General features: G+C 68.2%; 15 protein-coding genes. 9 read left to right on the top strand and 6 right to left on the bottom strand.

Annotated elements, in window-relative coordinates; genetic code table 11:
• The first annotated feature begins 306 nt into the window (after positions 1-306).
• From ACIBZJ_RS15800 to ACIBZJ_RS15790, 3 genes are all read left to right on the top strand, one after another.
• Positions 307-873, top strand: coding sequence for a hypothetical protein (locus tag ACIBZJ_RS15800; protein WP_395929935.1), 567 nt, complete (start codon positions 307-309; stop codon positions 871-873).
• Between the two features lie 11 nt (positions 874-884).
• Positions 885-1,241, top strand: a complete 357-nt coding sequence (locus ACIBZJ_RS15795; protein WP_395929933.1) for a hypothetical protein — start codon at positions 885-887, stop codon at positions 1,239-1,241.
• Between the two features lie 540 nt (positions 1,242-1,781).
• Entirely contained in the window at positions 1,782-2,978 is a 1,197-nt protein-coding gene (locus tag ACIBZJ_RS15790) for a Fic family protein (protein ID WP_395929931.1), read from the top strand.
• Positions 2,979-3,315: 337 nt separating this feature from the next.
• Here the strand turns inward: ACIBZJ_RS15790 and ACIBZJ_RS15785 are convergent, their stop codons facing one another.
• On the bottom strand, positions 3,316-4,167 hold the full coding sequence (locus ACIBZJ_RS15785) for an NAD(P)H-binding protein (protein WP_395929929.1): 852 nt from the start codon (positions 4,165-4,167) through the stop codon (positions 3,316-3,318).
• Between the two features lie 109 nt (positions 4,168-4,276).
• Between ACIBZJ_RS15785 and ACIBZJ_RS15780 the strand changes: the two genes are divergently transcribed.
• Positions 4,277-4,705, top strand: coding sequence for a MarR family winged helix-turn-helix transcriptional regulator (locus ACIBZJ_RS15780; RefSeq protein WP_395929927.1), 429 nt, complete (start codon positions 4,277-4,279; stop codon positions 4,703-4,705).
• 727 nt (positions 4,706-5,432) lie between these two features.
• Complete coding sequence (locus ACIBZJ_RS15775; protein ID WP_395929925.1) at positions 5,433-5,657, top strand: hypothetical protein; 225 nt, start codon at positions 5,433-5,435, stop codon at positions 5,655-5,657.
• A 351-nt stretch (positions 5,658-6,008) separates the two neighbouring features.
• Here the strand turns inward: ACIBZJ_RS15775 and ACIBZJ_RS15770 are convergent, their stop codons facing one another.
• From ACIBZJ_RS15770 to ACIBZJ_RS15755, 4 genes are all read right to left on the bottom strand, one after another.
• Positions 6,009-8,090 carry a helicase-associated domain-containing protein gene (locus ACIBZJ_RS15770; RefSeq protein ID WP_395929923.1) on the bottom strand — a complete coding sequence of 694 codons (2,082 nt, stop codon included), beginning with the start codon at positions 8,088-8,090 and terminating at the stop codon, positions 6,009-6,011.
• Between the two features lie 1,111 nt (positions 8,091-9,201).
• Positions 9,202-9,822, bottom strand: coding sequence for a dihydrofolate reductase family protein (locus tag ACIBZJ_RS15765; RefSeq protein ID WP_395929921.1), 621 nt, complete (start codon positions 9,820-9,822; stop codon positions 9,202-9,204).
• Positions 9,822-10,328 carry an SRPBCC family protein gene (locus tag ACIBZJ_RS15760; RefSeq protein WP_395929919.1) on the bottom strand — a complete coding sequence of 169 codons (507 nt, stop codon included), beginning with the start codon at positions 10,326-10,328 and terminating at the stop codon, positions 9,822-9,824. Before ACIBZJ_RS15760 ends, ACIBZJ_RS15765 begins: the two co-directional genes overlap by 1 nt.
• A 3-nt stretch (positions 10,329-10,331) precedes the next feature.
• On the bottom strand, positions 10,332-10,673 hold the full coding sequence (locus ACIBZJ_RS15755) for an ArsR/SmtB family transcription factor (protein ID WP_395929917.1): 342 nt from the start codon (positions 10,671-10,673) through the stop codon (positions 10,332-10,334).
• A 215-nt stretch (positions 10,674-10,888) separates the two neighbouring features.
• Here ACIBZJ_RS15755 and ACIBZJ_RS15750 point away from each other — a divergent pair, with 215 nt between their 5' ends.
• The 3 genes from ACIBZJ_RS15750 to ACIBZJ_RS15740 are packed head-to-tail and all read left to right on the top strand — an operon-like array spanning position 10,889 to position 12,998.
• Positions 10,889-11,251: a MarR family winged helix-turn-helix transcriptional regulator gene (locus ACIBZJ_RS15750; protein WP_395930248.1), complete on the top strand. Its 363-nt coding sequence runs from the start codon at positions 10,889-10,891 to the stop codon at positions 11,249-11,251.
• Positions 11,248-12,672: an MFS transporter gene (locus tag ACIBZJ_RS15745; RefSeq protein ID WP_395929915.1), complete on the top strand. Its 1,425-nt coding sequence runs from the start codon at positions 11,248-11,250 to the stop codon at positions 12,670-12,672. Before ACIBZJ_RS15750 ends, ACIBZJ_RS15745 begins: the two co-directional genes overlap by 4 nt.
• A 32-nt stretch (positions 12,673-12,704) precedes the next feature.
• Positions 12,705-12,998 (top strand): DUF1330 domain-containing protein, encoded by a 294-nt coding sequence (locus ACIBZJ_RS15740; protein ID WP_395929913.1) that lies wholly within the window; start codon positions 12,705-12,707, stop codon positions 12,996-12,998.
• A 120-nt stretch (positions 12,999-13,118) separates the two neighbouring features.
• Here ACIBZJ_RS15740 and ACIBZJ_RS15735 read toward each other — a convergent pair whose 3' ends face one another.
• Positions 13,119-13,559 (bottom strand): MarR family winged helix-turn-helix transcriptional regulator, encoded by a 441-nt coding sequence (locus ACIBZJ_RS15735; RefSeq protein ID WP_395930246.1) that lies wholly within the window; start codon positions 13,557-13,559, stop codon positions 13,119-13,121.
• Between the two features lie 135 nt (positions 13,560-13,694).
• Here ACIBZJ_RS15735 and ACIBZJ_RS15730 point away from each other — a divergent pair, with 135 nt between their 5' ends.
• Positions 13,695-14,066: a DoxX family protein gene (locus tag ACIBZJ_RS15730; protein ID WP_395929911.1), complete on the top strand. Its 372-nt coding sequence runs from the start codon at positions 13,695-13,697 to the stop codon at positions 14,064-14,066.
• Positions 14,067-14,093 lie beyond the last annotated feature (27 nt).

The raw sequence follows: 14,093 nt of genomic DNA, 5'->3' as shown, positions 1-14,093 counted from the left end.
GTCCTCGTCAGTTGACGTCCCCCGGGCGAACCTTGTCGGGTCTTTCGCTCAAGGTCACCGAGTGAGAGACCTGAGCGGTCTTTCTGCGAAGTCAGAAATCTTGCGAATTCCCCCCAGGATTCTATTTCGGATAGCTCGAGCGCAGGGGCTGTGGCCAGCGCTATCCCCTCCCGCCGCCGACGCGGAACATCCCGGAACAGCGTACGACCGTCGCCGGATCAGCGCTACGACTTCCTCGTATTCTCTCCGCCGTCCCGCTTCTTCCCGAATAGTTCCGAATGCTCGACTGTCCTGGTTCGACTTTCCATGCTGATCCTCGTCGTTATTCATCAATGCAAAGGATCAGTACCGGAGATGTCGGAGAAGAATTCGTTCGGAGCCGCCGCAGAGGACCTTCTCTTGCGCCGGTATCACGAACTGGGCAACGCGCCGCCGGTAATCGATATCGTCGAGAACGACTGCGAGTACGGAGACCTCGGCGCGCACACCATGGATCGACACGGCCCAGGGATTCCCTTGCGACGTGCTGCCGGAGTGAAGACTATCGAAGGAAGGATCTACGGCGACTGGCCGTGGCGACGGAAGGTGAACCGTTCCTACCAGTGGACCGATGTGCGGACGATCGATCGCGAAGTCAACGCTCAGTTGCGGCGCAACTGGGAAACCATTCGCATTGACTTGGCTGCTCGGCATTTCGCGGAGAGTATTTTCGACGTCGGGCGACGTGTCGGTCGTGGCTATTACAATGGCGGAATGTACGAAGCGAGTGCGCGGCGGGCGTGCTACGCCGAGACCGATCTGTTCCTGGTCCGACTTCGCCTGGCGCCGGATTCGGCCGTGCCGTTCGTCCTCTCCACCTTCCCGTGGAGCTAGCGTGGTCGCGCATGGGGAGTCCTCGCGTTCCCGAGCCGTCTCAGCAGCAGATCGCCGAGCAGGCCGTCTCGCTCGCGGTGGAGAACGTTCGCCGTTTCCTGCATTCCTACGTGGCTGACAGTGACGGGTGGGACGAGGTCCGCCGGGAGGTGCGGCAGACTGCACGCGTCGGCGCGCCGACGCTGCGGGACGACGTTGCGGCCATCGACGCCGTGGTCATCGGACGGCATGCTCCCGGCACGCTGCTTCGCCTGGTCGAGGGAGATGGCAACTGGAATCTGGACCGAGAGGCTACCGACGCCGGCGCAGCCGATTTCCTGCGCGAGTTGGCGGGTCTGGTCCGATCCGTACTCGCTGAGCCGGGATGAGTGCCGTTCTCCGAGCGTCTCGCCTGGGCCCGCGCGCTGCGCGGCTACGCCGGCCCGGCCACGAGGACCGGTTCGCGGCGCGCAAAGCCGCTCATGGGTCAGGATCCATCCTCATCGAGTTGCCGTGTACCGAGTCCCAGGACGCACTGTCATAGCCGCGGATAGGTAGTTGGTTGATCCTCGGCCCGGACATAGTGCTGCCCGGAGTGCAGGGCTCGCGTTCCGGGCGGGGTCTGCCGGGATGCGTAGCCGTCGGCGACGGGTGGCTCGGATGGCCCGGATGTGTCTGCAGTCCGTCGTGTTACCGCGCGGATTGTTGCTGTGCGCCGTTCCGGTGCGGCCGGAGGCCGCACTTAGGATCTATAAGTAATGTTATAGGTGTTTTACGCCGAGGCTCCAGCTCCACCCCAAGTTCCACCACGGCGCGGACCGGTTTCCGGTCCGCGCCGCTGGTTGTCAAGCTCGGAATTACCCCGTAGCTATTCCGAGTTAGTAGGATAACCCGGAATAGTAGTAGCCTTGTTCCGAGTAGGGGGTGCCGTGACGACCTGGCCACCGCATCGGCGCGAGGTGCGTCCGTGGTGGCAATCCCAGCGCGGCGGACCCAAGGCCGATCGGATCCTGTCCGAAGTCACGGTCTCCCTTCCGCCGAACATCGCCGGGCTGTCGATCGTGGACGCCCTGCCTACTTCGGCGATCGTCCAGGGTGAGGACGCGCTGCGCGAAATCGCTGCGCTCGACCAGGCCCACGGTGAGGGCCTCGGGGCGCTGGGCGTGCTGCTACTACGTACGGAGTCAGTGGCGTCCTCCAAAATCGAGTCGGTCGAGGCGAGCCTGGACGACTACGCGCGGGCGCTGCACGGAAGTCGGGCCAACGCCTCGGCGACGTCTATGGTGGCGGCCACTTCGGCGCTCGGAGCACTGCTGACCGAGACCGACGGACGGCAGCGGATCGACTCCGATGCGTTGTTGGCCGCCCACGCCGCGTTGATGGCTGACGATCCGGCCGAACGCGGCTACGCCGGGCGCTGGCGCGACATGCAAAACTGGATCGGCGGCAGTGATCATTCGCCGCGGAACGCGCTGTTCGTGCCCCCGCCGCCGGATCTGGTCGAGTCATACGTCGATGACCTGCTGCGGTTCGCCAACCGCGATGACCTGCCGACGCTCGCCCAGGCGGCGATCTCCCACGCCCAGTTCGAGTCGATCCATCCATTCACCGACGGCAACGGGCGCATCGGCCGGGCGCTGATCAACGCCATCCTGCGTCGGCGTCGAGCCACCACGCGGGTGGTCGTGCCCTTGGCGTCGGCGCTGGTGGCTCGGCGGGAACGATATTTCGACCACCTCGGTGCCTACCGGGATGGGGACGTGGAGCCGATCGTCCGGGATTTCGCGCTGGCTTCGCGAATCGCTGCGGCCGAGTCGCGAACGACGGCTCAGCGACTGACGGAGATTCCACTGGAGTGGGCCGACGTCGTGGGACGGGTGCGGGCGGGAAGCGCGGCGGCGAAGCTGTTGGCGATCCTGCCGTCGCGGCCCGTGGTCACGGCCGACGACGTCGCGGCGGCCACCGGTGCGCCGCTCAGCAGCGTCTATGTCGCGATCGAGCGCTTGGACAAGGCCGGGGTGCTCCGTCCGCTGACCAATCGGAAACGGGACCAGATCTGGGGGGCGACGCTGATCCTTGAGGAACTCGATGAACTCGGGGCCCGGATCGCCCGCGCCCGGGGCTGACTCCGCCGGCAGCGGTGAGGTCGACTTCGGCTCCGACCTCCCGCCGACCACCGGCCGCGACATCGCGGGCGCCGTCGACGAACCCGGTGATCGGCGCATCACCTTCGTCCGCAATGCGCTGCGCGTTGAGGGGAACGTCAGCGCACAACCTGGTCGAGATGCGGGCAGAACCCGGCCGAGCCAGATGAGAGCTCCGCCAGTGGCGCACAGAATCGCGCGCAAACATCCGCAGCTGCCCAGAAGAGTGCGTTCCGATTGACGGAGCGCTGTCGGGGACTTGAATTGGCGTTCCGACCGGGGACGCCGTGTCGTTAGGTTCGCTCGAAATTAGCGCTACTCAAGCGAAGGCGCTGGCGTTGCGTGCGCACCATTCGGTGAAGGTCTGCGGTGCTCGTCCGAGTAGCCGCTTGACTGTGTCGGTGCGGAAGCCTGCCGTGTCGGTGCGCATGAGGGCGAATCCTTCGACGAGGGCGTCAGCGAGGGCCGGGGGTGCGCCGTGGGGGAAGCGTGCCCGGACCGCTTCGGCGGGTGTCGCGATCGGCCGGATCTGGATGTTCCGGCCGATCGCGGCGGAGAGTATGTGGACCTGCTCGGTGACGGTCAGCAGTTCATGGCCGGTGAGGACGTACTCGGCATCGGTGTGGCCATCCTCGGTCAGGGCGAGGGCAGCGACTGCGGCGATGTCGGCGGGGTCGATCGGGGCGTAGCGGCCGGCGCCGATGGGGTCCAGGACGTATCCGTCTGCCCGGAGGGTGGGCAGCCATTCCAGGGCGTTGGTCATGAAGCCGCCGGGACGCAGGAACGTGGCGGGGATTCCGGTCGAGCGGATCGTCTGCTCGCGGTTGTGGTGCCAGCGGCCCATGGCCGGCATCGGATCGCCGAGAACATTGGAGGAGGAGAGGTGCACGATGTGGCGTACGCCCGCGTCTTGGGCGGCTGCCACGGCGTGCGCGGTGTGCTCGATGCCGATGCCCGGGGTGAGCAGGAATAGCCGGTCCGCGCCGTTGAACGCCGCTGGCAGCGTCTCGGGCCTACTCAAGTCGCCAACCACGCGTTGGGCGTGTGCGGGGAGTGTGGTGGCCCGACCGGCATCACGTACCAGAATCCGGAATTCCGTGCCCCGTCTGTCGAGCTCGTTGACGAGTTCTCGGCCGACGTTTCCGGTGGCCTCGGTGAGCAGTAACATCATTACCCCAGAAGATCATTTACCGGTTAACGACTAACGACGAGGGACGTTAACCGGTTAACGATCGTCGGTCAATCGGCGGTACCGGTTCGCTTCCAGAAAGGCTGTGGCAGTGCCTGAGTTCCTCGACCTTCACGGCAGAACGAACAAAGTGCTGCGCGCCCTAACCGAGGCCGGCCTCCAGCGGCACGGTCTGCATCTGGGGCAGGATCATCTGCTCGCGGCATTGTGGGAACGCGACGGACGGGCACCCGGGGAGATCGCGGCGGCGGTCAACGTCAGCACGCCGGGAGTAGTCAAGATGGCCGGCAGGATGATCCAGGCCGGGCTCGTCACTCGGCAACCCGACGACCGCGACCACCGTTTGGTCCGCCTCTGGCTCACCGACGAAGGGCGCGCACTGCAGGAGCCGATCGAGGCCGAACGTCAGTCCATCGAGAACAAGGTCACCGAGAACCTCGCACCCGCCGAACGCGAACAACTTCTTCGTGCACTCGCGAAGGTCTACGACTCCGCCAACGCGCTCAGCCGCCCGGCTTGACTCACTCCATTCACCCCGGAGCTGACACCCTCCACGGGCAGGCTGCCACCGAAAGGTCTCACTCTTCTGTCGCCGCGCGTGTTCGATCGGCGGCTGCGGCGCGGAACAGGGCGGCCCGCGCATCCCGGCTACGGTTTGGCGTCGGTGTTGCGGTGGGAGTGAGCCGGCTGCGGCGAGTGAGGTGGGGTCTCGGCGTGGTGTCGCCTGCCTGAAGTTCGGTCGGGTGAGCCGGAGTTCGTTCCGATGACTATCGAGCAGTAGGAGAAGGCTGTGGACGCGCTGGCAGCGCTGATCCGGGATTACTGGTTGACCGACCAACACGAGGGATCGTCCGCATCGCGCGGTGAGGTCAGCTAGGACTGCTGTGGTGACCTGCGGAAACTCGCGGGCAATAGTGTCCCGGTCGGCCGGACTGCCAGGTTTGCACATTGCCACTACCACCGGCCCACCCCGCTGGCCTGCGGCTTCGCGAGAGCAGCGGATCATTCTGCCCACCGAACGGTGTTCGATGGCTCTGACTCCAGCGGGCCTTCGTCCTACCGTCGTTTACCCACGGTCGGCCGCCGCTGTCCGGTTACGGCTGGCATCGGTTTCTACTGTTGACGACGTTCGTCGGCCCTGAGTACTTGGCCCGGGTCCGGTTCGCCTACCAGTCGGGTCAGAGCGCCGTGGCCGACCTCGCGATGTGGTAGCCCTCGTTCCCCAAGGGGCGGCGAAAGGAGCGCTCGTGCCGGAGGAATCTGACGGGAGCAGCAGTGCTGAGGTCCCGGACTGGCAGGAGAAGCTGGTGCTGTTCGTGCTGGTCGGGATCGTCGCGGTGGTCTACGGCTTGTTCGGGGGCGACTGGGCCTGGGCCGGGAGGCTGGTCGTCTGCTCGGTGGCCGGGGCCTACCTCGTCGACGGCATCGGGTGGCTCGGCCGGGTGCTGAAAGGGCGGCGCCGGGCACGCTAGGCGTGCGCGCTGTCCTGGATCGCCCCCCGCCAGTTCCTCGAGAGCCACCAACGATGTGACGCCCTCCGGCAGCACAAGGTGCCCACCGCCGGTGCGGAGCATCGCGGCGCCCTCGCTAGCGACGCATTCGACGACACTATCGGGAGCGTCCGGGCGGGAACTCCGTACAGGCGCGGTTCGCCGGTGACCGTGACCGCAGTCCACGCCATCCGTCGGCGATTCGATCCACGATTTCGAGGAACGGTCCGCACCCCTGGGCCGGCCGACCGACGAGGACGAAATCTGGTACCGCGAAGCTCGCGATCCCACCGTCGGATGACAGCACTCAAGGAGCCGCAGATGGGGCTGCGATCACGGGGTCTGGAGGCGTCGGGCGAGTTCTCGCGGATCGGCTGGCTCCCCGTGGAATTCCGATAGGTCCACGGGTGTGTCCGGCGAGGTAACCGGAGGTTCGCCGGGTATTGCCTGTGCGAGTCGCAGGACGGGGCCGCCGTCGATGGCCGCTTCTCGCGGCGCATAGCCTGCCTTCCGGAGGGCGGACAGTGTTTCTTCCGGCGGCTGAGCGCTGATCAGGATGGTTGGGGCGATCCGGTGCAGGCTCAGGCTGCGTAGGCGCTTGGTGGCCAGCACCTCGGCGAGTAGTGCTTCGTCGTCGATGGACAGGCAGCAGCCGGTCGCGCGTACCTGGATTCGCCCGTACTGCCGGGCGACGTCGCCGATGAGGTAGGTCAGAGCCTGCGGGAGTCGATGTTCTGTGGCGATCTCGGTGAGTTGTGTGCGCAGCTCGTCGGGCGTGTGGCCGGTGTCCAGTGCGCGCTGGAGGGAGTCGGGAGAGAATCGCCAGGTCCACGCGCCGCTGCGTGATTCTGGATCCGCGACTGCGTCGAGCAGCGTCAGGACGGTGGGTGCCGGGATGCCGGGGACTATGACGGTCAGGTCGGTGTGGAACACCGCGGTGTGCTGGGGCTCAGGAGTCGCGGCGGCGGCCTGGTCACGAAGGCGGTCCGGGTCGCCGGTTCCGATTCGGCGCCCGAGGGACGTCAGGGCGTCGAAGGCGAGTAGTCCGATCGCGTGGGCCTCCCGCCAGAGGCCCTCGACGAGGGGTTCCAGCTCGTCGGCGACCAAGTCGGCGATGACCGGCCGATACCAGCGCAGCCGTTCGGTGACCGCTTTGGCCGTGGTGGCGGTGTCTGCGGGTAGCGACTCGGTGAGCAGGCGGAACACCATGAGGCGGAGAACGGGGAGGATCGCCTCGTCCTCCGCAGCCCAGTACAGCGCCGGCTCGCTTTCCCGGCCCGTCGCGAACGGGGAGGCCGGAAGGCTGAGCCATGCCTCGATGATCGTCAGCAACTGGTCGCCGGGCTCGGCGGTGACGTGTTGCGCGTAGTCCGGATCGAGCGACATTTTCGCGTCGGAGGGCAGGGTGAGTCCGGAGGAGCCGAGTAGCTCGATGGTGAGCCGGACGCGGTGCTCGTCCAGCGCGAGCCGTTTGGCCAGCGTCCGCATCGCGCGGATTCCTACGGTTCCGTTCTTCAGCAGCGGAATCGGATCCTGGGCGATCGCCTCGGCGATCGCCGTGACGGCCGAGAGAGTGGTGGCAACCGCTGCGGACGCCTCCCGGTCGACCGCGTCCGGGGAGATCGCGCTGGTCGACAATGTCGGCGGCTCGGCGTCGAATGGGGCGACGTAGTCGGCGCCGCGAAGGGCTATGGCGACCTCACGGGGCATCTGTTCGGTGTGGGAGTAGTCGGACGAGATGAGCAGGCCACGTCGGGTGGCCCAGGGCAGCGGTTCCGACGGGCTGCCGAAGAAGATTGCGTACCGCGGTGCAGGACGGGTGGCGAGCTCGCCCAGCCGCCGGGGCACGTCTGCCGGCGCGGAGGCGACCAGCCGGACCACGTTGTCCGGGTCGGCCAGCCAGGTGGCAATGCGGGCGACGAGCGCGGGTTTCCGGCCCGTGCTCGTGAGGCTCAGCGTGTCAGCTATCCGCCGCAGTTCGGGCAGGACGACGCGGTCGAGCAGCTCGCCGGCGGGCGGCCCCAGGTCCAGCGGGAAGTTCCAGATCGCGGCCAGGTGCCGGCCCGACAGGCCGTTTCCGTCGGGCCAGACCAACCCGATCTGCACGAGGCGGTCGGTGGCGGCGGCGAGTTCAGGGTTGTCCGGCGGTACGCCCAGCAGGGCGGCCAGCCGTGGGAGCGTCCAGCCGTCTCCCAGCGCGGCGGCCGCTTCGGCGAGTTGGCATTCCGCCAGTGTCAGCGAGGACACCGCGCCGGTCACTGACTGCGGACTCAGCAGCCGGGCCGCGAGTTGCCGCAGAGAGTCCGGAACCGGCGGCAGCGTAGCGTCCGGCCGGCGACGCAGCAGGTCGGTCAGCTCGGTTTCGCCGAGGCCGTCGAGGTAGGACAGGAGTCCCGCAGGGACGACATCGTTCATCGGACGAAGGTTAGCGAGTCCCGACTCGCTGACCGATACCCGGCGGGGACGAACCGCGGTGACGGGTGGCCGCCTGGGCAGCATGAGTGGTGATGAGCGGGCTGACGTCGGCTCCGCTAGCTGAGGGCCTACGACGGATTTGTGGTTCTCCGAGTCGGTCGTGGGCCCGGGGATCGCTCGGCGGTGGCAGCGGGAGACGTGGGTTCCGCGCATCCTCAGTGGCGCTGGACAGGAATCGGTCGAGAGCGCGCCGGCGTGCTGCCCTCGGCCCGGCCGATCGGAATCGTCCTGGACCTGGCGCAACCTCGATGAGGACGAACAAATGACGGAAATGTTCGCTGAGCTCTATCCCGATGTTCCAGTACCGAAGACCGCACGGCAGTGGATGGAGTCCGCGCAGTATCGGTTGCTTCGAGGCGGTGCGCACCGTGCTCTGTCCTGTGCCGACTTTCTGGTTTGTGCTTGCGCCGCTCTACGGGGCTCGCTGTTCTCCATGACGACAACCACTTCGTGACCGCGGCGAAGCACCTTCCGGACGTCGCTGAGCGGCGGGTGGTCGATTTGCCTGACGGCCACAGCTGACTACGACCGCGCACACCGACAACCGGCGGCGTACGACGGCGGAAGCGAAGGCGCAGGTAGGCGTCAGACGAACCGCCGGGGGACGCGGTGCCTGGCGCTGGTTTTGGTCGGGCGCACGCATACTCGCTGATGCCGACGAAGTGTGGACACCCGGGCTGTCGCTGTGCCGACCGCCACCGGTGATCAACGACAAATCGGTGCTACGGCCGCCGGTGGTAGCAACGATTTCTCGCCGTGTGCGGACCGGGCGTGGGCCGCGGGCTCCACCGTCGACCCGGGCGCGCCGGCCGTAGCCATGGGTGGCGCGATAGCGGTTCGCCGGCCGCACCGAGTGACCCCGGGGTACCGACGACCCGCGGCGGCGCCCGCAGCCGCCGCTGACGACCGACTTACGCCCGGTGCGTGTCCGGCGGAGCACACCGCCACCTCGTCCTCCGGCCGAGCCCGTCGAGGGCGCCTCGGCGATCAGCGAGGCCGCCGGCATCGAAGGGTCCGGCGCCGCCGCGATCCGCGCCCACCTCCTGGCCGGTTACCGCGGGCGCACCGCGTAGGTCAGGTGCGTCACCCGCGACGACGCCTCCGAAGTGACCGGTTCCAGCGCGATCCTGGACGCGTCCACGCCCTCGAACAGGCGGATTCCGGCGCCGAAGAGCACGGGTGAGAGCGCGATCGTGAACTCGTCGACCAGGGCGGGGTTCACGTACTCCAGGATCGTCGCGCCGCCGCCGGCGATGCGGACGTCGCGATCGCCGGCGGCTTCGCGGGCCTGGCCGAGCGCGGTCTCGATGCCGTCGTTGACGAAGTGGAAGGTGGTCCCACCCGGGCGCTCCCACGGATCACGCTTGGTGTGGGTGACGACGAAGACCGGCGTGTGGAACGGCGCCTCGTCCGGCCACATCTGCTCGCCCGCGTCGAACATGCGCTTGCCCATCACGCTCGCGCCGGTGCGTTCGAATGTCTCCCGGGCGATGTCGTTGTCGCGGCCTTCCTCACCGCCCTCGCCGAGCCTCAGGTTCTCCCGGAAGAACCGCAGCGGGAATACCCACCGCTGCAGTTCCATCCACTGCTGACCCATCAATTCCCCGAGGGACCCGGGTGCGATGAACCCGTCCAGCGACATCGATACGCTGAAGAACACTTTTCCGGTCATCAGCTCTCCGCTCCCTTCAGGATGATTTGGGTGACGAAAGCCGCGAGGTTGCTCAGGGTCTGCTGGCCGCCCTCGAGCGCGTGGTACTTCTCGACCGCTTCGTCGCGCAGTTCCTTGGTGGGGAACACCGTGCGCATCACGATCCGGGTTGTCGCACCGGCCGGCGCGAAGGTCAGGACGGACTCGAAGGCGTTGGGGTCGCCGAGGGACTCCCCGTGCAGCAGCGCGATCCGCTCCGGCGGGACGATCTCCTGCCAGGTGATCCACTCCTGGTAGTCGGTTCCGTCCGGCCCGTGCATCACGAAGTCCCAGACCCCGCCGACGCGGAACTCGAAGGACCGCGTGGTGGTGGTGAATCCCTCTGGTCCCCACCACTGCGAGAGGTGCCGGACCTGTGTGAATGCCTCGAACACCAGTTCCCGTGGGGCGTCGATCATCCGGGAGAGCACGATCTCCCGGTCGTCCGTCGCCGGCTCCGCCCGGGTTTCTTGGTTCGTCCCTGCCATCGGTCATTCCTCCTGGCGTGTCTGCTTGAGGTCCTGCACGTAGGTGTCCAGCCGGGCGAAGCTCTCGTTCCAGAACCGCTCGAATCCGCCGACCCACTCGTGGATCGGCCGCAGCCCGCGGGCGTCCAGGGCGTAGAGGCGCTGCTTGCCGACCCCTCGGACCCGGACCAGCCCCACCTCCCGGAGCACCCGGAGGTGCTTGGACGCCCGCGGCAGGTTCATCCCCAGTTCCTGGGCCAGGTCGGTCACCGGCCGCTCGCCCGCCCGCAGTAGCGCCAGGATGTCCCGGCGTTGCGGTTCGGCGATCGCGTTGAACGCGTCCGACGTCGTCGCTGCTCGTGCCATGGCAGCCATTATTTTCTTATATAGGAAAATGTCAATCCGGCGGCGCGAACGATCTGGTGCCGGTCGGCGTCCCTCGCGGTTTCCATAAACGATGAATATAAAAGCGCTATGCTTCGACCATGGGTCGTCGCGACGCCGCTGCTGGCAGGTCCGCCGCCCTCGGTGCGGCCCTCTACGGCCTGGCCACCAGGGCCGCGAGACGCCTGCCCCGAGACCTGAGCCTGACGTCCGCCGCCACCCTCGCCACCCTGGACCGGACCGGCCCGCGGCGCATCACCGATCTGGCCGCGGTCGAGGGCGTCACCCAGCCCGCGATGACCGCCCTGGTCCGGGTGATGGAGGAGTCCGGCCTGGTCGAGCGGCGGGGAGTCGCGTCCGACAAGCGGGTCACGCTGGTGTGCCTGACCGAGGCCGGCGCCACCTATGTCCGGACGCGGCGCCAGACGGGCGTCCACGCGTTCGAGCAGTTGATCGGCGAGCTCACCGACGACGAGGTCGAGGCGTTGGCGGCGGCCCTGCCGGCGCTGAAGCATCTGGCCGAGCTCGAAAGCCAGGACCGCGAGGGGGTGAAGCGGTGACCGGCCATCCGGCCGGCGGGGCCGCGGTGACGGCGGTGCGTTCCGAGGCGCGGCAGCTGGTCCCCGCCCTGATGTTCATCGCTCTGGTCGTGGCGGCGGTCGCCAGCCTCGGGACGCCGCTCATCACCAGCGTGGCGACCTCGTTCGGCGTCTCGCTCGGCGCCGCGCAGTGGACGCTGACCGTCGCCCTGCTCAGCGGCGCCGTCGCCACGCCGGTGCTGGGCCGGCTCGGAGCCGGCCCGCACCGGCGGGCCACGATCCTCGCCACGCTGACGGTCGTCGTCGCAGGCAGCGCGCTCACCGTGCTGCCGCTGCCGTTCGCGTGGCTGCTGGCCGGCCGGGCGGCCCAGGGCGTCGGGCTCGGGCTGACGGCGCTGATGATGGGCGTGGCCAGGGATCACCTCCCCGAGCAGCGCAGCGCAGACGTGATCGCCCTGATCTCGGTGGTCTCGATCATCGGAGCCGGCGTCGGCTACCCGCTGGCCGCGCTGCTCGCCGAGCTCGGCGGGGTACGGGCCGCCTACGGCTTCGGCCTGGTCGTCACCGCCGCGGCCCTCCTGATCGCGTGGCGCTCCATGCCTGAAGCCCCCGAGGGCCGCTCCGCCCACGTGGACGTGGCCGGCGCGGTCGTCCTGGCCGCGGCGCTGCTCCTGGTGCTGTTCCTCGCCGGCGAACGGACTGTGTGGAGCCGGCACCTCGCCGTGGCGGCGGGCCTCGCCGTCGTCGCGGTGGTGCTGCTCTGTGTGTGGGCCGTCATCGAGTTGCGCAGCACGGCGCCCCTGGTCGATGTGCGGGCGGTGCGGCACCCGGCGGTCGCCGGGGCGAACCTCGCCATGTTCGTCGGCGGGATCGGCATGTATCTCCTGCTCACGCTCATCACCCGGTACGCGCAGACGCCCTCCGGCACCGGCTACGGCTTCGGGCTGACGACCTTCGTCGCCGGGCTGGTCCTCATCCCGTTCTCGGTGCTGGGATTCGTCGCCGGCAAGCTCACGCCACGACTCCGGACGCGGATCACCGGCCCCCTGCTCCTGGCCGGCAGCGCCGTCGTGGTCGGCGGTGGGTTCGCCCTGTTCGCGGCGGCCCGGTCGGACCTGGCCGACCTGTTCGCGGCGATGGGGGTGCTCGGGTTCGGCGTCGGCGGCTTTTCGGCCGCGATGCCCGGCGTCATCCTGGCCGTCACTCCCAAGAGCGAGACGTCGAGCGCCATGAGCTTCAACTACGTCGTCCGTAGTGTCGGGTACTCCCTGGGCAGCGCCATCGCCGGCCTGATCCTCGCCGGGGGCACCGGCCGCGGCCACGTCTTTCCCGACGACAGCGCCTACACCGCCGCGGCGCTGGTCGGCATCGGCGCGATGACGATCGCGACGCTGACCAGCCTCGCTCTCGCCCGCCGGCGCTCGTCCGAGACCAACCCGTAAGTCAGGTGCACTCATCCCACACTGGAGGTTCCATGCCCAAGGGCTACTGGGTCAGCGTCTACCGCACCATTTCGGACCCTGACAAGCTGGCTGCCTACAACAAGCTGGCCCGTGCGGCCGTCGAGGCGGGGGGCGGCCGGACTCTCATCCGTGGCGGTCGGGTCGCCGCGTACGACGCCGGAATCGCCGAGCGCACCGTCCTCGTCGAGTTCGACAGCTTCGAACAGGCCGTCGCGGCCCGCGAGAGCGCGGCTTATCAGGAGGCACTGGCCGTCCTTTCCGACGGCGTCGAGCGCGACTTCCGTATCGTCGAAGGCATCGACTGACCCGAGGTCCGGTAGACGTTCCGGGCCCGGTTCCTGGGAGTTCGGTCCGGCCGCGTCCTCAGCGAGCCGTCGGCCGCGTGCGGGGTGCTGGCCGGAGTGGGCGAAGAAGCCCGGACGTCGTCAGTAGGGGCGGGTGCCGGGGAACGGGCCGTCCGGGTCGATGGTGCGCATGATGCGCCCGCAGATGTCGTGCAGCTGCCGGGGTTGTGCCTTGGTCAGCGGATCGAGGACCAGGCGCCGGACCTCGGCGACGTGGCTGGGTGCGGTCGCGACGACCTTCTCCAGGCCCTCGTCGGTGAGGATCGCGAGCGTGTAGCGGCCGTCGTCCGGGTCGGGGGAGCGGCGCACCCAGCCCCGCTTCTCCAGGCGGCCGACGGCCTGGGAAAGCCGGGGGAGCGAGCCCTCGGAGATTTCCGCCAGCAGGCTCATTCGCAGCCGACGCTCCGGCGCGTCGGAGAGCCCGGCGAGCAGCGTGTACTCGAAGAGGTTGATTCCGGCGTCGCGCTGGAGCTGGGCGTCGAGCGAGCCTGGTAGACGGATCAGCACGGAGAGCAGGGTCATCCAGGTCTTCAGCTCGTCCTGGCTCAGCCACTCGGGTTCTTCGGTCACTCCGAGATTCTACAATGACTTGCATGTTTAACTCATAATGCCTACGTTTGACTTCACCGTTTAAGTCATCTCGTCCGATGGGGAAGCATGAACGTCGTTCTGTGGGTCATTGCTGGGCTGGTCGCAGCTGCTTTCCTGTTCTCCGGCATGTTCAAGCTCGCGCTGACGCACGAGAAATACGTGGTCTCTCAATCGTGGGCTGCCGACGCGCCGCGCTGGACTCCGAAGGTGATCGGCGCGCTGGAGGTGGCCGGCGCGATCGGTGTGGTTCTGCCCGCCGTGATCGACGTCGTGCCGATGCTGGTTCCGATCGCGGCGACCGGGCTGGCGCTGGTGATGCTGGGCGCCGTGGTGATGCACGTGCGGCGGAGTGAGTTCTCGGCTCTGGTGCCGAGCGTGGTGCTGCTGATTCTCGCCGTGGTGGTGGCGTGGGGCCGGTTCGGGCCGTACGCGTTCTGACGCCCCGGCCCGGCGTGGCCCGCCCCG

The sequence above is a fragment of the Cryptosporangium sp. NPDC051539 genome, assembly GCF_044454545.1.
GTDB lineage: Bacteria > Actinomycetota > Actinomycetes > Mycobacteriales > Cryptosporangiaceae > Cryptosporangium.
The sequence above is the reverse complement of the archived record's forward strand: the minus strand, read 5'-3'. Positions and strand labels throughout refer to the sequence as shown.